We start from the raw sequence: 23,944 nt of genomic DNA, 5'->3' as shown, positions 1-23,944 counted from the left end.
GAACCGCGGCGCGGTCAGTACTCGAATATCTTGCGGAAAATGCCGGGCGCGACGACGGACATCGGATTGACCGTCATCTTGGTGTCGCCGACAGGTCCCTCGATCTTGAAGGTGACGCCGATCAGCCCGCCATTGCGGCCGCCGCCAAGCGCCTGGCCGAGCAGCGGCACCCGCCCGAACAGATTGTTGATGCCATAGGCCGGCACCATGGTCCCGGCGATCGCCATGCGCTTGTTGCGGAAATCGACGGTCCCTTTCATGGTGCCGCCGATCACCGCGCCTTTTAAGAGCGCATCGGTGATCACCATGCGGTTGCTCTCCAGCCGGAACGAAACGTCGAGCTTTTCAAAGACCGTATCGCCGCTTTCCGCGATCGGCCGGATGTTGACCGGGCGGTCACCGCGCAGCCGATCCTCGAAATTGCCGCGGGCGACGAGCTGCTTCAGGGCCGGGTCCTCGGTGACCCGGAAGTCGCTGATCCGGAATCGGCCCTGTGAGGCCGTGCCGTCGCCGAGGGCGGCGGTGATCTCGCCGGAGCCGCCCTGCATGCGCTTGTAGATGTTGAGGAAGCGCAGGAAGTCGCCGACATTGTCGGATTCCACATAGAGCGCCCGCCGGGCGCCGTCCGGCTTCAGCGTCAGGTCGAGCCGGCCGCGCTTGCCGGAGCTGCCGGTGACTTTCAGCGCCCTGAGGCTGCCGCCGGCGACCGTCACGTCGAGGTCGACGCCGGAGAAGTTGGCCCCGTTGAAGCCGATCAGGGTGCCGATCTTGCCGCGGATGTGGAAATCGCCTTCCAGGTCGGCGCCCTCGTCCTTGCCGCGCACGTCGGTGATGCCCTTGAGGATGGTACGCGCATCGATCGCGCTCGCCGTGAGGACGACGTCCTGGCCGGCGTCGGAGGCCCGCATCACGGCCCGGTCGATGACCGTCCGTCCGAGCCGCGCCGACGTCAGCTCGCCCGACTTCAGGTCGCCCTTGTCGTCAAGCACCACATGGCCGGCGATCGCGAAATCCTTGCCCTCGATCCGAAGGTCGCTGACCTCGTTCTTGCGGGCACCGGCGATCCGGAACCGGGCCGTCGCCGGAACGCCGGGCTCCTTGGCCCAGCCGAGGGGCGAAACGGCGAGCCGTGCGTCCTTCAGGTCGATCTCGTACCTGTCGGCGCCGTCGCCCTCAGACGCGATCGAGACCTCGATCGGACCCGTGAGGAGCCCGCCGAGGTCGAGCCCCTGCTCGCGCCGTTCCGCATCGCTGAGCTTCAGGGTGATGCCGACCTTGCTGGCGCCGCCGCCGCTGCCGTCGAGCGGCTCCGTCAGGTCGACGGTTGCCATCGCTCCGTCGAACCGGGCCTTGCCGTCGATCCGCGCAACGCCCTCGGCGACCGTGACGGAGAGCGTGCCGTCGGTGACCTTCCTGCCGGAAATCGGGGTCTTTGAGGAGAAATCGTCAAGCTCCGCCGTCAGGCCGTAGTCCACATCGTCGAAGGACAGCTCGCGCAGCAGCGCGAAGCTCGCCCCCGCCTTCACGGTCGCCGTGCCGCCGAGCGCGGCGGGGGTAACGCCGATCGGCCCCAGCGCCTCGATCGGCTTGGCGTTGACGACCTCGGCAACGTTCCGGGTCGGACCGGAGAGCTGCAGGCGCAGGCTCGCCGTCTGCTTGGGCGGCCTGATGTCGGCGATCTCGAACACCGCCTCGTCGACGGTGACCTTCCCGCCGGAAGCGGTCGTGAGGCTCGCCCCGGGAATCTCGACCTTCAGATGGCCGCCGTCGATCTGCCCGGTCGCGACCGGTGCCCTGGCCGCCGGCATCTCGCCGAAGGTCTTCACGACGGCGTTTCTGACGGTGAAGTGTGCCGTCAGGTCGTCCTCGCCCCAGCCCCAGGTCTCCGGATTGTCGTCCAGTTCCTCCGCGCCGACCGCGGCACGAAAGCTGCCGTCGACGGTGTCGCCGGAGACGACGTTGTCGAGGATCCAGCGCCGCGCCGGCGGGGCGATGAATTCCGGCCAGATCCGCTTCAGCTCGTGCACCGGGACCGCGTTGAGCCGGCCGTCGACCTCCAGTTTCGGCCCGAAGGCACCGAGATCGACGACGGCCGTCGACTGGATCAGCGGCGTCGCGCCGGCACCGACCTGGAATTTCGTCACACCGATCCGGAGCAGATCGGGGTCGAACGTCCCGGTCGTCACCACCAGGTCGAGTGGCGTCGGCGGCTCGCCCTCGAAGGGCGAGGCGATTTCCACATCGCGCGCCTCGACGCCGAACTCCCAAAGCGCCGCCTCCGGGCCGCGCGGCGGCACGACGATGCCGGTGAAGGGAAGCTTCGTCGGTCCGAACTCGGCCACGGAGGGCCCGATCTTGAAGACCTTCTCGTCCGGCACCCAGGCAACGTCCACCACCGCTTCGTCGAGCAGATAGGGCGAGCCGCCACCGAACGGCACATGGCCGGCGCCGACGACCAGCTTCATATGCGCTGCCGTCAGCCGGCCGACCTCGTCATACTGGGCCGCAAAGCTCGGATAGAGCGGGATACGGGTGGCGGACCCGGTGCGCGCGGCATCGCCGATGCCGAAGACGTCGTCGACGGTAATGTCGGTGCCGGAAAGCGCCAGCACCGAGCCGCCGGAGGCCGGGTCCGGACGATGCACCGCGGACGCCGACCATTTGCCGCCGAATCCGATGCCGCTGACGTCGAGGGTCGTCGTGCGGGTGTCGTGGGCAAAGCCGAGATCGGCGGAAACGCTGGAATAGGTCCGGCTGTGTCCATCGTCGTCGGTGGAGCGCATCTCCACCGTGGCGTCCTCGACCCGGATGCTGGAAAGGCCGATGGAGCGGGCGCCGGCGAGCGTGCCCTTGAAGGCGTGATCGGCGAATTCCAAAAGCGTTTCCGGCGACGCGCTGGCGCCGCCGGCGACCGGGATGCGCACGCGGGGCGAATAGACCCGGATCGCCCGCGGCGAGACCCGGCCGATGACAAGCTGAAAACCGTTGAGCCGGACGTCCGCGGTCGGCACTTCGGCCTCGAAGCCGGCCTCGGTATCAGCGATGACGAGGCCGCGCAGGCGCACCCGCGGCCCGCCGTCCTCCGACCAGGCAAGGACGATGGCGGACAGCCCGACCCTGGCGTCGGGACCGACGGCCTCGGCAATCCGCGCCCGCACGGCCTCGGCAAAGATGTTGAGGGTCAGTGGCCCGCTGGAGACCCGCCAGGCGAAGGCGCCGATGGCGATCGCCGTCACCACAACCAGCACCAGCGCCACCCGCAGCAGGATGCCGAAGGCGCTGTGAACGTGATGGGTATGCTGTGTTAACGGCTGGAGCCGTCGCGGCGCCATTCCAGTCCCTGTGTCTCGTTGTCCCCGCCAAGGGCATCGCGGTGCGCTTTGCCGCGCAGCCTGCCTGCCCCCTTTGCCAACCCATAGCGCGAAAACGACGCCCGGTGCAGGGGGCATGTGGTGCCCTTGCGGCATTTGCACGGCATACTGGAGTACCGGGTCGTTGCGCCCCTTCCCCCCCTTTGTCGTGGCGCCGATGCCCGCTGGCAACCCTTGCGGATTTCCGCTACATCAAGCAACGAAAACGCGACCAAACGGAGGCAGCATGAGCGACATCACCGAAGGCGCCAAGGCGCCAGACTTCGACCTTCCGACCGACGGCGGCGGACGCGTCAAGCTGTCGGATCTGCAAGGAAAAACCGTCGTCGTCTATTTCTATCCCAAGGACGACACCTCCGGCTGCACCAAGGAAGCGATTGCCTTCACCGAACTGGCCGGGGAGTTCGAGAAGGCCGGCGCCGTCGTCATCGGCATCTCGCCCGATTCGGCCGCCAAGCACGACAAGTTCAAGGCCAAGCACGAGCTCAGCGTCATGCTCGCCGCCGATGAGGACAAGGCGACCATCGAGGCCTATGGGGTCTGGGTGGAGAAATCCATGTACGGCAAGAAATACATGGGCGTGGAACGCTCCACCTTCCTGATCGACGGCGGCGGCAAGGTCGCCAGGGTCTGGCGCAAGGTGAAGGTGGCCGGCCACGCCGAGGCCGTTCTGGACGCCGCAAAGGCGCTCTAGGAACCAAGGCCCCAGACGCCATGGCCGACAGCCTCACCGGCCTTGCCCGGCGCATCGTCGCCGCCCCGGACCCGGCGGAAAAGGTCGCGCTTTCGGGCGCGGCCGGCACTGCCTGGTTCGCGCGCCGGCTCGACCGCAGCGCGCCGCGCACCGACGGCCCGCTGCCGGCGCGTCCCGGACGGCCGGAAAAGCCGGAACTGCTGCCGCCGCGCGAGATGCCGAAGCGCACCTCCCACGGGCTTCGCGGCCGGATCACCATGATCCACGCCCTCGCCCATATCGAACTCAACGCCATCGACCTCACCTGGGATCTCATCGCCCGCTTCAACGACACGGCGATGCCGCGCTCCTTCTTCGACGATTTCGTCAAGATCGGCATGGAGGAAGCAAAGCATTTCGGCCTGTTGCGCCAGAGGCTGCAGGACCTCGGCGCCGACTACGGCGCCCTGCCCGCCCATGACGGCCTCTGGCAGGCGGCCGATTCGACCAGGGACTCCCTCGTTGCCCGGCTCGCCATCATCCCCCTGGTGCTGGAGGCGCGCGGCCTCGACATCACGCCCTCGATGATCGAGCGCACCGAGGAGGCCGGCGACGGCGCCACTGCCGATATCCTGAAAATCATCTACCGCGACGAAAAGGGCCATGTGGCGGCGGGCGCCAAATGGTTCCGGTTCCTGTGCGACCGCGAAAGGCTGGAGCCGGAGCCGACCTTCCACGCGCTGGTCAGAAAGCACTTCCGCGGCGCCCTCAAGCCGCCCTTCAACGACGCCGCGCGCGCCGCTGCCGGCCTGACGCCGGGCTTTTACAAGCCGCTGGTCGCAACCGCCCGATAAGCCGACTGACTGACAGCGCCGCGAAAGCAAAAATTAACCCTAACGGTTTCTAATCGTCACCGGGATTTGAGAGGGTTGGCCGCCCGGCGGTCCGGACCTGTAACGCGTAGCGCCAACGGTGACAGAACATGGAAACCCGGGCTGCAGGAACTCCGAAGGCATTCGGACGCCGCAAGGACCATCACCAGATCATTTTCGCCAAGGGCGAGCGCATCACCTCCGTGACGCTGAACCCGTTGATGGTCGGCGCCATCGCCGGGCTGCTGACGCTGTTCGCGGTCGTCTATCTCGGCGCCACCACCTACCTCTTCTTCCGCGACGACCTGATCGGCGCGGCGATGGCCCGCCAGGCCCGCATGCAGCACGCCTATGAGGACCGTATAGCGGCGCTGCGCTCGGAAGTCGATCGCATCACCAGCCGCCAGCTCATCGACCAGGAATCCTTCGAGATCAAGCTCGACAGGCTGCTCGCCAAGCAGAACGCGCTCTCCGACCGCCAGGTGCTGGTCACCCAGGTCATCGAGCAGGCCCGCAAGAACGGCATCGAACTCGCCTCCACCATCGTCCCGCAGCCGAAACCGGGCGTCGACCTTGATGACCCGGATGTGACCGGCGGCATCGGCGGCGAGTTGGAGCCGGCCGAGCCGATGAAGTCGTCGATGGCCCTGCCCTCCGACGAGGAGGCCCGCGCCGACGATCCCGAGCGCTACGGCTCGCCCTACGCGAAAAAGCTCGACACGGTCGCGACCGACATGACGGCGATGCTCAACGAACAGGGCAACGCCCTCGACGCCCTTGCCCTTGCTGCGGAGACCGACGTCAACCGCTTCGAGAAGGTGCTGAAGCGGATCGGCGTACGCCTCGCGAAAGCCGACCCGATGGCCGGCGACGACGCCGACAACACGGCGACCGGCGGGCCCTTCGTGCCGCTGTCGCCAAACGGCTTTGCCGACCGCATCAAGCGCGCCGAGACGGCGATCACCCGGCTGACGCAGATCCGCAAGGCGACCACCGCCATCCCGCTGAGGAAACCGATCGGCAATGCCCCGGTCACCAGCCGCTACGGTCCGCGCATCGATCCCTTCCTCGGCCGCCCGGCGATGCACACCGGGATCGATTTCCGCGGCACCACCGGCACCCGGGTCAACGCCACCGCCAACGGACGCGTCGTCATCGCCGGCCGCAAGGGCGGCTACGGCAACACCGTGGAGATCGACCACGGCCGCGGGCTCCGGAGCCGCTACTCGCACCTGTCGCGGATTTCCGTGAAACGCGGCCAGCGCGTCGTCATCGGCCAGAAGATCGGCGAGGTCGGCTCTACCGGCCGCTCCACCGGCCCGCACCTTCACTACGAGACCCGCGTCGGCAAGAAGACCATCAACCCGATGCTCTACCTCAGCGCCGGCCGCAAGCTCGGCAACCTGCTCTGAGGGTTGGGGTGCATTTCCACTGACCGCCTTTTGGATTGCCGCGTCGGCCTTACGGCCTCCTCGCAATGACATTGAAATGTTTGAGGATTCTCATTCGTCATTGCGAGCGCAGCGAAGCAATCCAGCCCACTTGTGAAACGAAAAACGGCGCCGCAATGGGCGCCGTTTTGTTTCCAATCGAACGCGACCGGATCGCCTACCCCGCCGCCTCGGTCGCCGCCTCGCCGAGCACGCGCTGGGCCAGTGCTGCCTCCATGAACGGATCGAGCGCGCCGTCCAGCACGTCGTTCGGGTTGGTGCTTTCCACGTTGGTCCTGAGGTCCTTGACGAGCTGGTAGGGCTGCAGGACGTAGGAGCGGATCTGGTGGCCCCAGCCGATCTCGGTCTTGGAGGCCGCGCTCGCCGCTGCCTCTTCTTCCCGCTTCTGCAGCTCCACCTCGTAGAGCCGCGCCTTCAGCATCGCCCAGGCCGTCGCCCGGTTCTTGTGCTGCGAGCGCTCGTTCTGGCACTGCACGACGATATTGGTCGGAATGTGAGTGATGCGCACCGCCGAATCGGTCGTGTTGACGTGCTGGCCGCCGGCGCCCGACGCCCGGTAGGTGTCGATGCGCACGTCGCTTTCCGACACGTCGATCTCGATATTGTCGTCGACGACGGGATAGATCCAGACGCTGGCGAAAGAGGTATGCCGCCGCGCCTGGCTGTCGAAGGGCGAGATGCGCACCAGGCGGTGGACGCCCGATTCGGTCTTCATCCAGCCATAGGCGTTATGGCCCTTGATCATGACAGTGGCGGACTTGATGCCCGCCTCTTCGCCGTCATGGACTTCCAGCACCTCGGTCTTGAAGCCGCGCCGCTCCGCCCAGCGGATGTACATCCGAAGGAGCATGCTGGCCCAGTCCTGGCTCTCCGTGCCGCCGGCGCCCGCATGGACCTCGAAATAGGTGTCGTTGGCATCGGCCTCGCCGGACAGCATGGTCTCGACCTGGCGCCGCGCCAGTTCGTCCTCAAGGTCGCCCAGCGCCTTTTCCGCCTCGGCGACGATACTCTCCTCGCCCTCCATCTCGCCGAGTTCGATCAGCTCGATATTGTCGGTGAGCCGCTGCTCGACGGTGCGGATGGACGTCAGGCTGTCGTCCAGCTGCTGGCGCTCGCGCATCAGCTTCTGGGCGGCTTCCGGGTCGTTCCAGAGGTCGGGGTCTTCGGCCTTGGCGTTCAGCTCTTCAAGGCGTGCGGTTGCGGCATCCCAGTCAAAGATGCCTCCTCAGCAGACCGATCGTCTGCTTGATTTCGTCGACAATGCCCTGCACTTCGGCACGCATTCGCTACTCGCTCTCGGTTGGTTGGATATATGCAAGGCTGCCGGAGGAAACCCGGCAACCGCTGCGGTCGGCGAATGTAACGGGCCGCCCGCGGCCTGTAAACGTCCGACGAGACCGATCCGGACGGATCGGCGGGCGCTGTCAGTAGAGCCCGCCGGGCGAGGAAATGACTGCCCTCGCCGCCGCCGGCGAGACCTGCTGCAGGGTGCCGGAGGAGCCGTCGAAGCCGATGATGGAATAGGTGTCGGCCGGACCGGTGCCGGGCTTGAAGGCTTCCAGGATGACGTCGCCGCCCGAGCCGCTCGCCGGCATGCCGGTGCGCCGGTTGATGGCGATCAGCTTGATGCCCGGCGGCACGCGGAATTCCACGGCCGGCTTGTCCTTCAGGGCCGCCTTCATGAACTCGGTAAAGATCGGCGCGGCCACCTGGCCGCCGGTCGCACCGCGCCCCATCGGCCGCGGCGTGTCGTAGCCGACGAAGACGCCGACAGCGAGGTCCGGCGAGAAGCCGACGAACCAGGCGTCGCGTTCGTCATTGGTGGTGCCGGTCTTGCCGGCGACCGGCTTGCCGACGGCCTTGACCCGGGTCGCCGTGCCGCGCTGGACGACGCCCTCCATCATGGAGGTGATCTGGTAGGCGGTCATCGGATCGAGCACCTGCTCGCGATTGTCGATCAGCTCCGGCTCGTCCTGGCCGGTCCAGGAACTGGCCTCGCAGGCGTCGCAGATGCGCTCCTCGTGCTTGTAGATGGTCTTGCCGCGGCGGTCCTGGATGCGGTCGATCAGCGTCGGATGCAGCTTGCGCCCGCCATTGGCGATCATCGCATAGGCCGCCGTCAGCCGCAGCACCGTCGTCTCGCCGGCACCGAGCGCCATGGAGAGCACCGGCGTCAGCTCGTCATAGATGCCGAAGCGGGTCGCATATTCGGCGACCAGCGGCATGCCCATGTCCTTGGCGAGCCGCACGGTCATCACGTTACGCGAGCGCTCGATGCCGGTGCGAAGCGTCGACGGGCCGTAGAACTTGCCGCCATAGTTCTTCGGCGTCCACATCTTGCCGTTGCCCATCGGCAGCGAGATCGGCGCATCGAGCACGACGCTCGACGGCGTATAGCCGTTGTCGAGCGCGGCCGCATAGACGATCGGCTTGAACGAGGAGCCGGGCTGGCGCCAAGCCTGGGTGGCGCGGTTGAACTGGCTCTTGGCGAAGGTGAAGCCGCCGACCAGCGCCAGCACGCGCCCTGTGTGCGGGTCCATGGCGACGATCGCGCCGGAGACCTCGGGCACCTGGCGCAGGATATAGGTGTCCGACCCCCCTTCCGGGTCCTTTTCCACATAGACGACGTCGCCGGGGGCGAGCACATCGCTGACGGCGCGGATCGGCTGGCGCCGCTTCGGCCCCTTCTCCCAGCGCGCCCATTTGACGTGTTCGAGCGGCACGACGGCGCGCTCGCGATCCGTCGACAGCTTGCCGGAGACGAGCTTTTTCGGCTGCAGGCCGATCTGCGCCTCGCCGTCGCCGGAGGAAAGCACCACCGCGAGCCGCCATTCGGGCACGTCGGACAGCGCCTCGACCTTGCCGAGCGCCGGACCCCAATCGCCGGCGCTGACGTCGATCGTGGTGACCGCACCGCGCCAGCCGCGGCGGCGGCGGTCGAATTCCACGAGGCCGTCCATCAGCGCCTTGCGGGCGAGGACCTGCAATTGCGGATCGAGCGTGCCGCGGACCGACAGGCCGCCCTCGTAAAGGCCCTTCTCGCCGTAGCGCTCCAGCAGCCGGCGGCGCACTTCCTCGGCGAAATAGTCGGAGGCAAAGAGGTGCGGGCCGCGGGTGCGGGGCGTCACGTCGAGCGGAAGCACCTTCGCCTTTTCGGCCGCCTCGGCGGTCGCCATGCCGTTCTCGACCATGCGGTCGATGACCCAGTTGCGGCGCTCGATCGCCGCTTCGGTGTTGTCGAAGGGATGGTAGTTGCTCGGCGCCTTCGGCAGCGCCGCCAGATAGGCGGCCTCGGCCAGCGTCAGCTCCTGCACCGCCTTGTCGAAATACAACAGCGAGGCCGCGGCGACGCCGTAGGAGCCCATGCCGAGATAGATCTCGTTGAGGTAGAGCTCGAGAATCTCGTCCTTGGTGAAGGCCTGCTCGATCCTCAGCGCCAGGATCGCCTCGCGGATCTTGCGCTCGTAGCTGTATTCGTTGGAGAGCAGGAAGTTCTTGGCGACCTGCTGGGTGATGGTCGAGGCGCCGACCATGCGCCGGTTCGAGCCGCGGTTCTTGATGTTGGTGACGACGGCGCGCGCGATGCCCATCATGTCGACGCCGGGATGGGAATAGAAGTTCTTGTCCTCGGCCGCCAGGAACGCGTTCTTGACCAGGTCCGGCACCGCCTGGATCGGCAGGAACAGGCGCCGCTCGCGGGCATATTCGGCGATCAGGCTGCCGTCGCTGGCATGCACGCGAGTCATCACCGGCGGCTCGTATTTCTTCAGCGCCGTGTAGTCGGGCAGGTCCTTGGTCGCATCGCTCAGCACGATCCACAGGACTGCTGCGACGATCAGGAAAAAGACCGCGCCGATCCCGAAGAAGTAGCCGAACATTTTGACGAAAAACTTCATATCGCCGGTTTCCGTAATTCTCGCTAATTGCGTGTCGCTTGCCGCCGGGCGCCGCGGCGCCGTTTCTCGGCCGTTTCAAAAAGGGTGGCGGCACGGTGCCTGTCGCCGGTTCGCTCGGGTCCGTTCCGCCGTCCCGTTCGCCGGTTCCATTGATTGTCTCAGCGACGGGGCGAACCGGTCAACGACCGATCGCCATGCCCGAATGCCGTTATCGCTCAATATCGACAAGTCTGTGGTGATGCTGTGGCACTATTGTTGTGACGGCGCAACACCGGCTATCGAATTTCCCTCGATCGCGGCATCCTGGTGCGCGATTCGCGGCTCAAAAAAACGTGTTATCGCCGCGGTGATGGCATCAGCCGCCCGCCCCCGCCATTCGTCGGATGTCAGAAGCTGCTCGTCATGCGCATTGGAGAGGTAGCCGAGTTCCACCAGCACGGAGGGAACGTCGGCGGCCTTCAGGACGACGAAGCCGGCGGAGCGGTGCGGATTGTTGATCATCTTCACCGCGCTCTGCAGCTCGCCGACGAGCGCATTGGCAAAATAGACCGAAAAATTCTTGGTCTCGCGCCGCGTCAGGTCGATGAGGATGTCGCTGACGTCGTCCGCCTCCTCCTCGAATTCCAGGCCGGCGAGGATGTCCGACTGGTTTTCGTTGCGCGCGATCTGCGCGGCAAGGCGGTCCGAGGCCCGCTCCGAAAGGGTGTAGACGGTGCCGCCGCGCACATAGGCCTGGCGCACGGAGTCGGCGTGCACGGACACGAACAGGTCGGCATGCAGCCCGCGGGCGATTTCCACCCGCTGTTTCAGGGGGATGAAGCTGTCGTCGGAGCGCGTCAGGGCAACCTCGAAGCGGCCGGTCTCTTCCAGCTTGCGCTTCAGGACGCTGGCGAAATCGAGCACCACGGCCTTTTCCAGCGTGCCCTTCTTGCCGACGGCGCCGGAATCGATGCCACCATGGCCGGGATCGAGCACGATCAGCGGCCGGGTCCGCTCCTTGTTGCGGATCGGCTGGCGGTCGCCCTTGCCGGCGGTCACCGCGCCGGCCTGCGCCGCGTTGGCGGTGCGCGCCACTTCCTCGGCGAACGCTTCCTCGGTCGCCGTGACGATGTCGAGCACCATGCGCGCCGGCTGGTCGTCGACCTTCGGCAACACGAAGCTCTTGTCGATCAGCGCCGGGCCCTTGGTGTCGATGACGATGCGGGCCTTGTTGCGGGCGATGCTGCCGTAGCGCCAGCCGGTGATGAGGCCGCGCCCGCCCTTGCCGGCCTCCGGCGGCAGCGCAAAGCGCACATTCGGCAGGTCGACGATGATTCGGTGCGGGTCGCCGAGCACGAAGGGAGCGATCTCCACCGCGTCGGTCAAATCGACGACGAAGCGGGTGCGGGTGGCGTCGCCCGCGATTCGGGCGGCCCTGGCCTCAATCTCGCCCGCCTCGGCCGCTAGCACGGGGCCGTTGCCGACGGCGAGCACCGTCGCGGCGAAAAGCGCCAGAAATGCCAGCGCCAGCCCCCCCGGCGCGCGTATCAAGCCATTGATGCGTGTGCGGAACATTGCGACCCGGTCTCGCGGCTCCCTTGCTGCGTCAGCTATAAGACATAGGACTGCTTTGGTTAACCCGGTATTGACGAAGTCGCCGAGATATTGCCCTCAAAGGACGCTGTCAGCTATATGTCGGCGCGTTTTCACGCGCGCCCCGCGCCGGTCCCGGCGTCCCGGTGCGACCCTTTGCCTGTCATCTGAGCGGCCCGGCCGCGAGCGCCACGCGGCCAGCACAACGAACGAGCGCATGCGGCTTATGTCTCTCCTCACGGACCGCCTGATCCCGGCCTTTCGCCCTGCCCTTTTCCTCGCCGCGCTTGCCGCTGCGTCGGTCTCGCTTTTCAGCACCGGCCCGGCCCGGGCGGAAAAGATCTCCAATCCGGTCGCCGTCTTTTCCGGCCTCGACAAGATCACCGGCCGCATCATCTCCTTCGACGTCTATATCGACGAGACGGTGCAATTCGGTGCCCTGCAGGTGACGCCCCGCGTCTGTTATACGCGGCCGCTGTCCGAAGCGCCGCAGACGACCACCTTCGTGGAAATCGACGAGATCACCCTCGACAACAAGGTGCGCCGCATCTTCACCGGCTGGATGTTCGCCTCCAGCCCCGGCTTGCACGCCGTCGAGCACGCCGTCTATGACATCTGGCTGACCGGCTGCAAGGAAAAGAGCAACGTGCCGCCACCGCCGGGCTCCAAGGCCGCCGAGGCGGCCAAGTCCAATGCCGAAGAGCGCGCCACCGAGCTGACGCCGGCCAATGAGGGCGACAGCAGCGACTATAACGGCCCGGCCCCGACCGACGTGCCGAAGCCCAAGCCCGAACCGCCGACGGGACGGCAGCCGCTGGGTCAACAACAGTTCGACCAACAGCCGCCGGGCCAGCAGGAATTCGAGCAGCAGCCCTTCGGGCAGGACCAGTTCGAGCAGCAGCCCCTGCCGCAGCTCAATCTGACTGACTAGTTTTTCTCCGACGACGGGCGACGCCGTTTGACCGTGTTCCGCAAAAAGCGGGACCCGGTTGTCGGACAGGAATACGCGTCAAGACAAGAAGCCGGAGCGTTTCGGGCGATGCCATCATCGCGTGAAACGCTTTAGCGATGCCGCTCCCCGGCGTGGTCCGCAAGGACCTTCAGGACGGCGACGCCGTCCGCCTCCCGGTCGAGGGCGAAGAAATCGCCGAAGCCGTTGAGGGAATCCTCCAGGAGCACGTGATAGTCGTGCCGCGGGATTTCCACCGCGCCGAAGCGGCGCAGATGGTCGGTGACGAACTGGGTGTCGAGGAGCGTGAAGCCGCCGGCGATCAGCCGCGCCATCAGATGCACCAGCGCAACCTTGGAGGCATCCCGCTCGCGCGAGAACATGCTCTCGCCGAAGAATGCCTTGCCGAGCCGCACCCCGTAGAGCCCGCCGACCAGTTTCCCGTCGCGCCAAGCTTCGACGCTATGGCAGTGGCCGAGCTCGTAGAGCTCCTGGTAGAGGCGGCGGATGCGCGAATTGATCCAGGTCTTGCCGCGGTCCGGCGTTGATTCCGCACAGCCGCCGATGACGCCCTCGAAATCGGTGTCGATGCGAACGGTGAAGACGTCTTGGCGGATGGTGCGCACGAGCCGTTTCGGGACGTGGATGCGCTCGAACGGCACAATGCCGCGCAGTTCCGGTTCGATCCAGTAGAGCCCCGGATCCTCCGCCGACTCGGCCATCGGGAAGATGCCGCAGGCATAGGCTTTCAGGAGGACCTGCGGCGTGATTTCCAGAACGACGTCGTCAGAACCTGCCATGAGCCGCTCTTGCCGAAACCCCGAATTCCAAATGCCCGAATGCCGTCATCCCGCCGTACCGGGCCCGCATGCCGCGGGCCCCGCCGTCACCGCTCCTCACGCATCTTCCGGTTGCGAAAGATACCGCTCCAGCCAGTGGATATCATACATGCCGTCGGCAATGTCCTGATGGTCCACAAGGTCGCGGAACAGCGGAAGCGTGGTCTTGATTCCGTCTATGATGATCTCATCGAGACAGCGTTTCAAGCGCATCATGCACTCGACACGGTTGCGACCGTGGACGATCAGCTTGCCGATCAGGCTGTCGTAATAGGGCGGGATCGAATAGCCCTGATAGACGGCGGAATCGACCCTGACGCCGAGGCCGCCCGGCGGATGGTAATAGGTGATGTTGCCCGGCGACGGCGCGAAGGTGCGCGGGTCCTCGGCGTTGAGCCGGCACTCGATGGCATGGCCCGACGGCAGCACATCTTCCTGCGAGAACGAGATGTTGGCGCCCGAGGCGACCCGGATCTGCTCGTTGACGAGGTCGATGCGGGTGACCATCTCGGTCACCGGATGCTCGACCTGCAGGCGGGTGTTCATCTCGATGAAATAGAACTCGCCGTCCTCGTAGAGGAACTCGATGGTGCCCGCGCCGGCATAGCCGAGGTCGCCCACCGCCTTGGCGACGATCTCGCCCATCCGCGTGCGCGCTTCCTCGTTGAGCGCCGGCGACGGCGCCTCTTCCCAGACCTTCTGGTGGCGCCGCTGCAGCGAGCAGTCGCGCTCGCCGAGGTGGATGGCGTTGCCGCGTCCGTCGCCGAGCACCTGGAATTCGATGTGGCGCGGCTTGGCGAGGTATTTTTCCAGATAGACCGCATCGTTGCCGAAGGCCGCCCGCGCCTCGGCCCGCGCCGTGGAAAACGCCATCTCGATGTCGTCGGGGGTCAGGGCGATCTTCATGCCGCGCCCGCCGCCGCCGGCAGACGCCTTGATCAGGACCGGATAGCCGATCTCCTTGGCGACCCGGCGCGCATCCTCAAGCGTCGCCACCTCGCCGTCGGAGCCCGGAACCACCGGGATGCCGAGCTTTTCGGCCGTCTTCTTGGCCTCGATCTTGTCGCCCATCAGCCGGATGTGGTCGCCGGAGGGGCCGATGAAATTGATCTTGTGCGCCTTCAGGATGTCGGCAAAGCGGGCGTTTTCCGACAAGAAGCCGTAGCCCGGATGCACCGCGTCGGCGCCGGTGATCTCGCAGGCGGCCAGCAACTGCGGGATGTTGAGGTAGCTTTCGGCGGCCGAAGGCGGGCCGATGCACACGCTCTCGTCGGCGAGCCGCACATGCATGGCGTCCGCATCGGCGGTGGAGTGCACCGCGACGGTCGAGATCCCGAGTTCCTTGCAGGCCCTGAGGACCCGAAGGGCGATCTCGCCGCGATTGGCAATCAGGATTTTTGAGAACATGGGTGCGCCGCTCACTCGATGATGACCAGCGGCTCACCGTACTCGACCGGCTGGGTGTCCTCGACCAGGATCGACTTGATGACGCCGCCGCGCGGTGCCGGGATCTGGTTCATGGTCTTCATCGCCTCGACGATGAGGAGCGTCTGGCCCTCGGTGACCGTATCGCCGACCGATACGAACGGGGCCGAGCCCGGCTCCGGAGAGCGGTAGGCGGTGCCGACCATCGGCGAGGTGACGACGCCCGGATGGTCGGCGAACTCGTCGGCGCCCTGTGCCGCCTTGCCCGACGGCGAGGTGATGCCGACCGGCGCGACCATCGGCACGGGAGCGGCGACGGCGGCCGCGACCTGGGTCTGGCGGGCGACGCGGATGCGCAGATTGTCCTGCTCGACCTCGATCTCGGTCAGATCCGTCTCATTGAGAAGCGCGGCGAGCTCGCGAATGAGGTCCTGATTGATCGCGTGTTTTTTTGATGACATCTAAACCTGTCCGTTATGACGATCGCGCCCCGCCGACCATTCCGGCCAGCGCTTCAAGTGCGAGCCCGTATCCCTGCGTCCCCATTCCGCAGATCACTCCGCGCGCCACCGGCGAGACATAGGAGTGATGGCGGAAGCTCTCCCGCGCAAAGATGTTCGAGATATGGACTTCGATCACCGGCAGGGAGACCGACTGAATGGCGTCGTGCAAGGCGATGGAGGTGTGCGAATAGGCACCGGGATTGATGATCAGACCCTTGGCGGCGTCCCCTGCCTCATGGATCCAGTCGACCAGCATGCCTTCGTGGTTGCTCTGGCGAAAGTCGATGTCCAGCCCGAGCGCCGCGCCACGGCGGACGCAATCCGCCTCGATGTCGGCAAGCGTCGCCGAGCCATAGATCTGCGGCTCGCGCGTGCCGAGGCGGTTCAGGTTGGGGCCGTTGAGGATATAGATCGAGATCGCCATGAGCAGCCTTTGACGGTGGCGCGGCCGGAACCGCGCCACGAAGCTCCGCTCTTATAGGGGACCTCATGAACGAGGGAAAGACCCCGCCGCCGTCAGGGGCAAAATCGAATGCCGCAGGGAATTTTCGGCAGGCGATGCAGCCGTCAGCAGGAGGTCTCGCCGCACTCGCGCATGGAGGCGATCACCTTCGACATCTGCTCGTAGCCGATCAGGCCGCCGAAGACTTCCGAGCCGACCACGTAGGACGGCGTGCCGGTGAGCCCCAGACCGTTGGCGAGCGTGTAGACCTCTTCCACGGTCTTGAAGATCTCCGGATTGTCCATGTTCTTCTTCAGCGCATCCATGTCGGCGCCGAGGTTTTCCGCGACCATCAGCGCCTTTTCCTCGTTGACGCCGCCCTCAAGCGCGAACATCGCCGTGTGGAAGTCGAGATACTTGTCGGGATCGGTCAGGTGCAGGGCGATGGCGACCCGCGCCGCCTCCTGGGACGGCCGGCCGAGAATCGGGAACTCCTTGAGGACGAACTTGACGTCCTCGTTCTCCTTCAGGACCTTCATCATGTCGCCATAGCCGCGCCGGCAGACACCGCAATTGTAGTCGAAGAACTCAACGACTGTGATCTTGCCGTCCGGATTGCCGAGCACCACCTGGCGCGGCGAGTTGAACAGCGCGCCGCTGTTCTCCGACATCATCTGCTTGCGCTTTTCGACCTTTTCCGCCTCCTGCTTCTTCTCCAGAGCGACCAGCGCTTCCTGGATGATTTCCGGGTTCTTCAGGAGATAGTCCCGGACGACGCCCTCGATACGGCCGCGTTCCGCATCAGACACCTCGTCGGCGGCCTGGACGGACACAGTAGCGCCGGCAAAGGAAAGCATGAGGGCGCCGGCAGTGGCGGCGCGCACGAGACGGTTCATATGGGTGTTCTCCAGTGTTGGGCCGCCGGTCCTGCGTTGTCACATCGCTCGGCAACGGGTATGTGATCCTGGCGCCGGGTTATAGGGCAGCACGCGGCTGCCCAAAACCCGCCGCATCGGCGGAAGCTTCAATTTTGCTTGAGCGCAGACGCCCTTACCGCCCCGGGCCGCACCACGAAACGCGCCGAAGCAGCAGGGACTGACCCATGTCCGCCAACGCCCCCGCCCCGTCCGCGCGATGCAATGTCGCACCGTTTCACGCCATGGATGTGCTGGCCAAGGCCAATGCGCTGGAGGCCGCCGGACGGACGATCGTCCACATGGAAGTCGGCCAGCCGGGCGCACCCGCCCCTGCTCCGGTTCTGGAAGCCGCCCGCCGGGTGCTGGACGTCGGCCAGGTGCGTTACACCGAGGCCCTCGGCATCCTGCCGCTGCGCGAGCGCATCGCGGTGCATTACCGCGAGGCCTATGGCATCGAGGTGCCGGTGGACCGCATAGCCATCACGACCGGCTCGTCGGCCGCCTTTAACCTCGCCTTCCTCGCCGGCTTTGACGTCGGCGACCGGGTCGCCCTGCCGACGCCCGGCTATCCGGCCTACCGCAACATCCTCGCCGCCCTCGGCCTTGACGCCGTGGAGATCGAGACGACGGCGGAAAGCCGCTGGGCGCTGACGCCGGAGATGGTCCGCGCCGCCCACGCCGAAAAACCGCTGAAGGGTGTCCTCGTCGCCAGCCCCGCCAACCCGACCGGCACCATGGTCCGGCCGGACGCCCTGAAGGCGCTGACGGATGTCTGCCGCGAACTCGGCATCTGGTTCATCTCCGACGAGATTTACCACGGCCTCGTCTATGAGGGCCGCGCAGAGACGGCGCTGGCGCTCTCCGACGATGCGATCGTCATCAACAGCTTTTCGAAATACTACTGCATGACCGGCTGGCGGGTCGGCTGGATGGTGGTGCCGGAGCGGCTGGTGCGGCCGATCGAGCGCCTCGGCCAGAACCTCTATCTCTCCGTGCCGGAGCTGTCCCAGCGCGCTGCTGTTGCCGCCTTCGAGGCAAAGGACGCACTCGAAGCCATCAAGGAAGGCTACGCCGCCAACCGCAGGCTTCTGCTCGACCGGCTGCCGCAGATCGGCTTCGACGAGCTGCTACCCGTCGACGGCGCCTTTTACGTGTATGGCAGCGTGCGGAAGTTCTCCAACGATTCCATGGAGTTCGCGCAAAAGATGCTGCTTGAGGCGGGCGTTGCCGCCTCGCCCGGCGTCGATTTCGATCCGCTCGGCGGCCACAACTATCTGCGGTTTTCCTTCGCCGGAACGACGGAGGCGATCGCAGAGGGCTGCGACCGCCTCCAGAACTGGCTCAGATAGACGGCGCTCTTGCGCCGTCAAGCCCGCGTGGCGCCTGAACGCCCCTGAAAATCAGAAGAACGAGCGGCGCTGCCACCAGCCGGACCGCTTCGTCCCGCCCGATTCGCCCTCACCGTCGTCCGCCTCATCGGACGGCGTCTCGCCAGCAACGTCGCCAGCGGTCTCGTCAGTCTCTCCATCGGCGGACGCCGCCGCGGGCGCGGTGTCGTCTTCCTCGCCCGTTGCGGCATCGTTGTCCCCTGACGGCGCTTCGGCGGCCGGTACGTCTTCGGCCTCCTCGACGCGAACGGGCTCGGCCTCGCCGGCATCCGGTGTTTCCGAAGTCTCCTCGGCGACGGACGCACCGCCGGCTGCCTCTTCCGGACCGGACGTATCATCGTCATTTGCGGCAACGGGCGCCGCCGCGTCTCCGGCATCTCCGGAACCCTGACTGACGTCAGAAGCCTCGGCGACCGGCTGGCTGTCGTAGCTGTCGCCGCCATCGGCGTCCGAGTTGTCCTGATCGGAGCCATCCTGATCGGAACCGTCCTGCCGGTCCTCGTCGCCCTCGGAGGCGCGTGCGTCGTCCTTGTCCGAGCGGTTGCGGCGGTTGCGGCGGCCGCCGCGGCGGCCGCGCCGGCGCCGGCGCTTGTTGTCGCCGTCGTCGCCGTCGGAAGAATTGCCGTCGCCGTTGTCGTCGCCGCTGTCGTCGGAAGCGGCGAGTTCGTCCTCGCCCTCGTCGGACCGCTGGGACGTCTCGGAGCCGTCCCGGTCGTACCCGTCCCGGTCCGACGAGGAGCGCCGGCGCGGCCGCCGGCGACGGCGGCGGCTCGACGACTTCTTCTCGTCGCCGTCCGTATCCGTATCCGTCTCGCTGTCGTCCTCGTCCTCTTCCATGTCGATTTCGTCGGCGCGCACCTGATCCGGCGCGATCGCCTCCACGCCGGGCCGCTCGACCCGCTCGATCGGATCGCCGCGCTCCAGGATGAAGTGCTCGCCATTGATCATCTCGTCGGCGAAGACCGCAACGGTCAGGCCGAAGCGGCTTTCCAGGTCGGCCAGGTGCGGCCGCTTCTGGTTGAGGATGTAGAGCGCCACCTCGGTCCGGGTGCGGATCCTGAGGTGATGCTTGACGCCGCGCATCAGGTGGTCTTCCAGCGCCCGAAGCACGTGCAGGGCAACGGACTCCGTGGAGCGCACCGTGCCGGTGCCGCGGCAGGTCGGGCAGACCTCGGTGGAGCTTTCAAGGACGCCGGTGCGGATGCGCTGGCGCGACATTTCCATCAGCCCGAAATGGGAGATGCGGCCGACCTGGATGCGCGCCCGGTCCGACTTCAGGCATTCCTTGAGCTTGCGCTCGACCGACCGGTTGTTGCGCTTCTCCTCCATGTCGATGAAGTCGATGACGATGAGGCCGGCAAGGTCGCGCAGGCGGAGCTGCCGCGCCACTTCGGACGCCGCCTCCATGTTGGTGGCAAGCGCGGTGTCCTCGATATTGTGCTCGCGGGTCGCGCGGCCGGAGTTGACGTCGATGGCGACCAGCGCCTCGGTCTGGTTGATGACGATGTAGCCGCCCGACGGCAGTGTCACCTGGGGCGAGAACATAGCATCGAGCTGCGCCTCGACCCCGTGCTTCGTGAACAGCGGCGTTGCGTCCCGATAGGGCTGCACATGCTTGGAATGGCTCGGCATCAGCATGCGCATGAAGTCTTTCGCCTCGCGGTAGCCTTCCTCGCCGGAGACGGAAACCTCGTCGATGTCCTTGTTGTAGAGATCGCGGATCGACCGCTTGATCAGGCTGCCTTCCTCATAGACCAGCGACGGCGCAGAGGACTGCAGGGTCAGGTCGCGCACGTTCTCCCACAGCCTGAGGAGATATTCGAAGTCGCGCTTGATCTCCGACTTGGTGCGGCTGGCGCCGGCGGTCCTCAGGATCACGCCCATGCCCTCCGGCACGGCGAGATCGGAGGCGACCTTCTTCAGGCGCTTGCGGTCGGTCGGATTGGTGATCTTGCGGGAAATGCCGCCGCCCCGCGCCGTGTTCGGCATCAGGACGGAATAGCGCCCGGCGAGCGACAGATAGGTGGTCAGCGCCGCGCCCTTGTTGCCGCGCTCCTCCTTGACGACCTGGACCAGCAGCACCTGGCGACGCCGGATCACTTCCTGGATCTTGTACTGCCGGCGGCGGCGAAGGCCGCGCTGCGGCACCTCTTCCAGGGCATCTTCGGCGCCGACCGATTCGACCTGGTCGTCGTCGTCGCGATCGCCGCCCCGGTCGCGGCCCGACGGGCGCCGGCGGCGCCGGCCGCGCGAGCGGGAGCTGGAACGCTGGGTCTTTTCCCCGTCACCGGCATCGTCATCGGACTCGCCATCGTCGGAAAGCTCGTCGGCCTCCGCGGTCACCGTGTCGCCGTCACCGGCCGATGCGGCCATCGCCCGGGGCGCGTCGTCGTCCCCGGACGGCTCGTCGCCGTCATCGTCGTCGCCATCCTCGTCATCGTGGTCCGGCTCCTCGTCGGAGTCGTCCTCGTCGTCCGCGTCGGCGTCGTTATGGGCCTCGTCGTCGGCGTCCGGATCGTCGTGGTCGCCCGCGTCTTCGCCGTGCTCGTCGGCGGAAGCCTCGTCGTCCTCGACGTCCTCTTCCTTGGCGGCGGCCTCTTCCGCGGCCTCCTCGTCCAGAAGCGCCTGCCGGTCAGCGACCGGGATCTGGTAGTAGTCCGGGTGGATTTCACTGAAGGCGAGGAAGCCGTGGCGGTTGCCGCCATAATCGACGAAGGCCGCCTGCAGCGACGGCTCGACCCGCGTTACCTTGGCAAGATAGATGTTGCCGCGCAGTTGCTTGCGGTTGGCGGCCTCGAAGTCGAATTCCTCGACCCGGTTTCCACGCACCACCACGACCCGGGTCTCTTCCGGGTGGGCGGCATCGATAAGCATTTTGTTGGCCATTTGGCGAAAACTCCACGGCGATCGTGCGGGGGTCCCCACGCGCGCTGATGCGCCGCGATTCCCGGGACGATGCCGTCTGTGGCAGGATGGGGGTAAAGGAGCCGCGAGCCCTGTCGGCGTCGACGAAGTCGGCCGGCCTCGCACGGACCGGCTGAGCGCCGCCCGACCACGCGCACAAAACTGTCCGTGGCGTGATGCATCATGGCGTGCGCTGGCGACCCCTCGTGTTTGTTTGACCCGCTGTTGGTCTAGCGGCGTCCGCATCGTGGCCGCGCCGGAATCCGGTCACGACCTATCAACCCGCTTGCCGTGCGTTGTGACGATTTGCCGGCGTCGGCAAGCGCAAAACCTTCGGATCCTGTAGCCGTTGGTGCTGGTCGAACGGGCGAGACCGAGAGCCGGTCGGTGTTCGCGTAACGCGTTGAGGCCAACGCGGAAATTCTCGCGCGCACCCTCGTCGCCCGTGGTCGGTTAGCTTGGGCCGGACAAGGAAATCCGTACTTTGTTATTTACGTAGCGGCTGACCAAATGGCAAGTCCGCACAGTCAAACCGTTTAAAGCGCTTTTAAAAAACGGGTTTGAGCGAGGCCGCCACCCGCAGCCGAACATAGTCGGCGTGCCATTTTCCGCTCGAATCGCGAAGCGCCGGGGCAAGCAGCGCCTCCACCTCGTCGAGCGCCTCCTCGCGCTCGGGCCCGAACTGGCGGAACAGCGGGTCCCGGAACAAGGCGATCCAGGCCTTCATGCCGGTCGGCAGCGGCGTCGGCCGGGAAAAGGCGAAAATCGTCTCCACCGAAAAGCCCTTGGCCTCAAGCAGTTCGGCATATTCCGCCGGGGTCGGGAAGAACCAGGGATGGGCCAGTGCCGGATCGGCGCCGCGGTGGCGCGCAATGGCGACCATGGCAGTCGCGATCGCCGCCACGTTGCCGTGGCCGCCGAACTCGGCAACGAAGCGCCCGCCGGGCTTCAGGGCCCGGGACACGCCGTCGAGAACGGCGCCCGCATCCACCATCCAGTGCAGCGCCGCATTGGAAAAAACCGCATCGAACTCGCCGGAAAAGGTCAGCGCCTCGCCGTCCATCAGCCGTGCGTCGAGGCCGCGATCCTTTGCGGCGGCAACGAAATCCGGGCTGGAATCGACGGCAACGACCTCGGCCCCGGCCGCCGCGATCTCTTCCGTCAGCGCTCCGTCGCCGCAGCCGAGATCGAGGATCCGCTCGCCGGGCTTGGGATCGAGCAGCGCCACCACATCGGCCCCGAGATCGGAGACGAACCGGGCATCGCGGCCGTAGGATTCGGCGGACCAGGTCTGTTTGTCGGCCATTGCGGGTGTTCCTTCAGGAAGACGACATGCCGGGCCGGCGCGGGTCTCGGCAGCGCGCCGTCGGCGGGATCACGATCGAGTGAACGAAGGTTGGCAGGGCCCGGACGGTGACGGGTTCAGGTGCCCGATACCGCAAGGGGTGCCCCGAACTCAGGTGCCCGGCGTCCAGGCCTCGTAGTCGCCGTCGCCCTCGGCCCGCGGACGGGTGTTGAGGATCGAGCCGGCCGGCCGGTAGGCGCCGGCAGTGCCGGTCAGGTTCTGGCGATGCGGCTTTTCCCAGGGGAACGGCGCCCGCTTTTCCTCGTCCGGCGTCCGGTCGGTGCGGTGGTGCATCCAGCCGTGCCAGCTTGCCGGAATGGCGCTCGCCTCGGCCACACCGCTGAAGACCACCCAGCGCCGCTCGCCGAGCGGCCCGGCGTTCTTCGCCCGGTAGTAGACGTTGCCGTATTCGTCCTCGCCGACGCGTTCGCCCTTGCGCCAGGTATAGAACCAGGTGCCGGCGGTCTGGCGGTTCCACCAGGTGAAGATGAGGAGAAGAAGGGTCTTCATGGGACAGGTCCGAATTCCGGGAACAACGGGCCGGACTATGCCGCCCGCGCCCGCGCTTGTCCAGAACCTGTTGCGGGAAGCGCGCCGCCGGCTTTTGTGCGGGGAATCACCGGGGAGCCGGCCATGGGGGCAGGTCCCTTCCCGGCCGTCCCCTGTCGCGACGGGACGCTCAGCCGAAGCGGCGCTTGACCGCGGCGAACTCGCCGGCCTCGCCGGCGCGGCGCGAGCGCAGCACCGGCTTCACCTGCATCTTCGCCTTGGCGGCGCTGGTCGCCGTCACCGGCTCGGCGCCGACGGCCTGGCTGCCCATGATCTGGTCGACCTGGCCCTGCAGCTCGTTGGAGCGGCGCTCCATGTGCTGGTGGAAGGCCTTGGCCCGGTTGATCGTCTTCATCCGCTCGTGCTGGGCGTCGAACGCCTCGCGCACGCCCTCGATGCCGACCGTGCCGTCCTCGGCGGCGTGCAGCTCGCGCGAATCGCGGATCACCCAGGAGATGCATTCGTGCATCCGCGCCGGAGAGACCGGCTTGGCAAGGAGATGATGGGCGCCCGCCCGCATCGCCTTTTCCACCAGCGGCCGCGTCGCATGCGCGGTGACGAAGATCACCGGGACGTAGCACAGCGGCGCCATCTGCTCGTGGCGGATGGCGCGCAGCAGCTGGAAGCCGCTGGTCGGGCGCATGCGCCAGTCGGTGATCAGCAGGCTCGGCGGCTCGTTCAGCATGGCCTGCAGCGCGACGTCGGCCGAATCGAACACCCTGGTGCGTGCAAAGCGCAGCGGCATCAGGATCGAGCGGAGCACGGTCTGCATCGGCTTTGAGTCCTCCACGATGATCACGTCGAGGTCTTCCGGCGGACGCCGAAACGCGGTGTGGTGCGCCATTTTG

At 66.7% G+C, this 23,944-nt stretch carries 18 protein-coding genes; 5 read left to right on the top strand and 13 right to left on the bottom strand.

What is annotated here, in order from left to right; genetic code table 11:
* Nucleotides 1–14: 14 nt before the first annotated feature.
* Complete coding sequence (locus M2319_RS08745) at nucleotides 15–3,332, bottom strand: AsmA-like C-terminal region-containing protein (RefSeq protein WP_264601080.1); 3,318 nt, start codon at nucleotides 3,330–3,332, stop codon at nucleotides 15–17.
* Nucleotides 3,333–3,597: 265 nt separating this feature from the next.
* Here M2319_RS08745 and bcp point away from each other — a divergent pair, with 265 nt between their 5' ends.
* The 3 genes from bcp (at nucleotide 3,598) to M2319_RS08730 (ending at nucleotide 6,328) form a co-directional block, all read left to right on the top strand.
* A complete protein-coding gene (gene bcp, locus M2319_RS08740) occupies nucleotides 3,598–4,065 on the top strand; it encodes a thioredoxin-dependent thiol peroxidase (RefSeq protein WP_264601079.1) in 468 nt (155 codons plus the stop codon).
* 20 nt (nucleotides 4,066–4,085) lie between these two features.
* Complete coding sequence (locus M2319_RS08735; protein ID WP_264601078.1) at nucleotides 4,086–4,898, top strand: ferritin-like domain-containing protein; 813 nt, start codon at nucleotides 4,086–4,088, stop codon at nucleotides 4,896–4,898.
* Nucleotides 4,899–5,026: 128 nt separating this feature from the next.
* The gene (locus M2319_RS08730; RefSeq protein ID WP_264601077.1) at nucleotides 5,027–6,328 is read left to right on the top strand and encodes a peptidoglycan DD-metalloendopeptidase family protein; all 1,302 of its coding nucleotides are present in this window, start codon (nucleotides 5,027–5,029) and stop codon (nucleotides 6,326–6,328) included.
* Nucleotides 6,329–6,524: 196 nt separating this feature from the next.
* Here M2319_RS08730 and prfB read toward each other — a convergent pair.
* The 3 genes from prfB to M2319_RS08715 all read right to left on the bottom strand — a co-directional run bounded on the left by prfB (nucleotide 6,525) and on the right by M2319_RS08715 (nucleotide 11,817).
* A protein-coding gene (prfB, locus tag M2319_RS08725) for a peptide chain release factor 2 (RefSeq protein ID WP_406682087.1) occupies nucleotides 6,525–7,650 on the bottom strand; the annotation gives its coding sequence in 2 pieces (ribosomal slippage) (nucleotides 6,525–7,583 and nucleotides 7,585–7,650; 1,125 coding nt in all).
* Nucleotides 7,651–7,791: 141 nt separating this feature from the next.
* Nucleotides 7,792–10,263, bottom strand: a complete 2,472-nt coding sequence (locus tag M2319_RS08720; protein ID WP_264601075.1) for a penicillin-binding protein 1A — start codon at nucleotides 10,261–10,263, stop codon at nucleotides 7,792–7,794.
* 249 nt (nucleotides 10,264–10,512) lie between these two features.
* Nucleotides 10,513–11,817, bottom strand: coding sequence for an N-acetylmuramoyl-L-alanine amidase (locus tag M2319_RS08715; RefSeq protein WP_264601074.1), 1,305 nt, complete (start codon nucleotides 11,815–11,817; stop codon nucleotides 10,513–10,515).
* A 244-nt stretch (nucleotides 11,818–12,061) separates the two neighbouring features.
* Here M2319_RS08715 and M2319_RS08710 point away from each other — a divergent pair, with 244 nt between their 5' ends.
* Complete coding sequence (locus M2319_RS08710; RefSeq protein ID WP_264601073.1) at nucleotides 12,062–12,766, top strand: DUF2155 domain-containing protein; 705 nt, start codon at nucleotides 12,062–12,064, stop codon at nucleotides 12,764–12,766.
* Between the two features lie 131 nt (nucleotides 12,767–12,897).
* On the opposite strand, the gene aat is transcribed toward M2319_RS08710, so the two are convergent.
* The 5 genes from aat to M2319_RS08685 form a co-directional block, all read right to left on the bottom strand.
* Complete coding sequence (gene aat / locus M2319_RS08705; RefSeq protein WP_264601072.1) at nucleotides 12,898–13,584, bottom strand: leucyl/phenylalanyl-tRNA--protein transferase; 687 nt, start codon at nucleotides 13,582–13,584, stop codon at nucleotides 12,898–12,900.
* A gap of 96 nt (nucleotides 13,585–13,680) precedes the next feature.
* The gene (gene accC / locus M2319_RS08700) at nucleotides 13,681–15,030 is read right to left on the bottom strand and encodes an acetyl-CoA carboxylase biotin carboxylase subunit (RefSeq protein WP_264601071.1); all 1,350 of its coding nucleotides are present in this window, start codon (nucleotides 15,028–15,030) and stop codon (nucleotides 13,681–13,683) included.
* 11 nt (nucleotides 15,031–15,041) lie between these two features.
* Nucleotides 15,042–15,509, bottom strand: a complete 468-nt coding sequence (gene accB / locus M2319_RS08695; protein ID WP_264601070.1) for an acetyl-CoA carboxylase biotin carboxyl carrier protein — start codon at nucleotides 15,507–15,509, stop codon at nucleotides 15,042–15,044.
* Between the two features lie 13 nt (nucleotides 15,510–15,522).
* A complete protein-coding gene (gene aroQ, locus M2319_RS08690; protein ID WP_264601069.1) occupies nucleotides 15,523–15,975 on the bottom strand; it encodes a type II 3-dehydroquinate dehydratase in 453 nt (150 codons plus the stop codon).
* A 143-nt stretch (nucleotides 15,976–16,118) separates the two neighbouring features.
* Nucleotides 16,119–16,889, bottom strand: a complete 771-nt coding sequence (locus M2319_RS08685) for a DsbA family protein (RefSeq protein WP_264601068.1) — start codon at nucleotides 16,887–16,889, stop codon at nucleotides 16,119–16,121.
* 206 nt (nucleotides 16,890–17,095) lie between these two features.
* On the opposite strand from M2319_RS08685, the gene M2319_RS08680 reads away from it, so the two are divergent.
* On the top strand, nucleotides 17,096–18,259 hold the full coding sequence (locus M2319_RS08680) for a pyridoxal phosphate-dependent aminotransferase (protein WP_264601067.1): 1,164 nt from the start codon (nucleotides 17,096–17,098) through the stop codon (nucleotides 18,257–18,259).
* 51 nt (nucleotides 18,260–18,310) lie between these two features.
* On the opposite strand, the gene M2319_RS08675 is transcribed toward M2319_RS08680, so the two are convergent.
* The 4 genes from M2319_RS08675 to M2319_RS08660 all read right to left on the bottom strand — a co-directional run bounded on the left by M2319_RS08675 (nucleotide 18,311) and on the right by M2319_RS08660 (nucleotide 23,940).
* A complete protein-coding gene (locus M2319_RS08675) occupies nucleotides 18,311–21,184 on the bottom strand; it encodes a ribonuclease E/G (RefSeq protein ID WP_264601066.1) in 2,874 nt (957 codons plus the stop codon).
* A 565-nt stretch (nucleotides 21,185–21,749) separates the two neighbouring features.
* Entirely contained in the window at nucleotides 21,750–22,508 is a 759-nt protein-coding gene (locus M2319_RS08670) for a class I SAM-dependent methyltransferase (protein WP_264601065.1), read from the bottom strand.
* 150 nt (nucleotides 22,509–22,658) lie between these two features.
* Nucleotides 22,659–23,057, bottom strand: a complete 399-nt coding sequence (locus M2319_RS08665; RefSeq protein WP_264601064.1) for an NADH:ubiquinone oxidoreductase subunit NDUFA12 — start codon at nucleotides 23,055–23,057, stop codon at nucleotides 22,659–22,661.
* A 169-nt stretch (nucleotides 23,058–23,226) separates the two neighbouring features.
* Nucleotides 23,227–23,940, bottom strand: a complete 714-nt coding sequence (locus M2319_RS08660) for a response regulator (protein WP_264601063.1) — start codon at nucleotides 23,938–23,940, stop codon at nucleotides 23,227–23,229.
* Nucleotides 23,941–23,944: the final 4 nt, after the last annotated feature.

Source organism: Rhodobium gokarnense, from assembly GCF_025961475.1.
GTDB classification, from domain to species: domain Bacteria; phylum Pseudomonadota; class Alphaproteobacteria; order Rhizobiales; family Rhodobiaceae; genus Rhodobium; species Rhodobium gokarnense.
This window is presented reverse-complemented; position numbering and strand designations above follow the sequence as displayed.

What these genes read in the sequence shown, in the direction of transcription:
- M2319_RS08745 (WP_264601080.1), bottom strand. Translation starts at nt 3,332, where the DNA reads ATGGCGCCGCGACGGCTCCAGCCGTTAACACAGCATACCCATCACGTT.
- bcp (WP_264601079.1), top strand. Translation starts at nt 3,598, where the DNA reads ATGAGCGACATCACCGAAGGCGCCAAGGCGCCAGACTTCGACCTTCCG.
- M2319_RS08735 (WP_264601078.1), top strand. Translation starts at nt 4,086, where the DNA reads ATGGCCGACAGCCTCACCGGCCTTGCCCGGCGCATCGTCGCCGCCCCG.
- M2319_RS08730 (WP_264601077.1), top strand. Translation starts at nt 5,027, where the DNA reads ATGGAAACCCGGGCTGCAGGAACTCCGAAGGCATTCGGACGCCGCAAG.
- M2319_RS08720 (WP_264601075.1), bottom strand. Translation starts at nt 10,263, where the DNA reads ATGAAGTTTTTCGTCAAAATGTTCGGCTACTTCTTCGGGATCGGCGCG.
- M2319_RS08715 (WP_264601074.1), bottom strand. Translation starts at nt 11,817, where the DNA reads ATGTTCCGCACACGCATCAATGGCTTGATACGCGCGCCGGGGGGGCTG.
- M2319_RS08710 (WP_264601073.1), top strand. Translation starts at nt 12,062, where the DNA reads ATGTCTCTCCTCACGGACCGCCTGATCCCGGCCTTTCGCCCTGCCCTT.
- aat (WP_264601072.1), bottom strand. Translation starts at nt 13,584, where the DNA reads ATGGCAGGTTCTGACGACGTCGTTCTGGAAATCACGCCGCAGGTCCTC.
- accC (WP_264601071.1), bottom strand. Translation starts at nt 15,030, where the DNA reads ATGTTCTCAAAAATCCTGATTGCCAATCGCGGCGAGATCGCCCTTCGG.
- accB (WP_264601070.1), bottom strand. Translation starts at nt 15,509, where the DNA reads ATGTCATCAAAAAAACACGCGATCAATCAGGACCTCATTCGCGAGCTC.
- aroQ (WP_264601069.1), bottom strand. Translation starts at nt 15,975, where the DNA reads ATGGCGATCTCGATCTATATCCTCAACGGCCCCAACCTGAACCGCCTC.
- M2319_RS08685 (WP_264601068.1), bottom strand. Translation starts at nt 16,889, where the DNA reads ATGAACCGTCTCGTGCGCGCCGCCACTGCCGGCGCCCTCATGCTTTCC.
- M2319_RS08680 (WP_264601067.1), top strand. Translation starts at nt 17,096, where the DNA reads ATGTCCGCCAACGCCCCCGCCCCGTCCGCGCGATGCAATGTCGCACCG.
- M2319_RS08675 (WP_264601066.1), bottom strand. Translation starts at nt 21,184, where the DNA reads ATGGCCAACAAAATGCTTATCGATGCCGCCCACCCGGAAGAGACCCGG.
- M2319_RS08670 (WP_264601065.1), bottom strand. Translation starts at nt 22,508, where the DNA reads ATGGCCGACAAACAGACCTGGTCCGCCGAATCCTACGGCCGCGATGCC.
- M2319_RS08665 (WP_264601064.1), bottom strand. Translation starts at nt 23,057, where the DNA reads ATGAAGACCCTTCTTCTCCTCATCTTCACCTGGTGGAACCGCCAGACC.
- M2319_RS08660 (WP_264601063.1), bottom strand. Translation starts at nt 23,940, where the DNA reads ATGGCGCACCACACCGCGTTTCGGCGTCCGCCGGAAGACCTCGACGTG.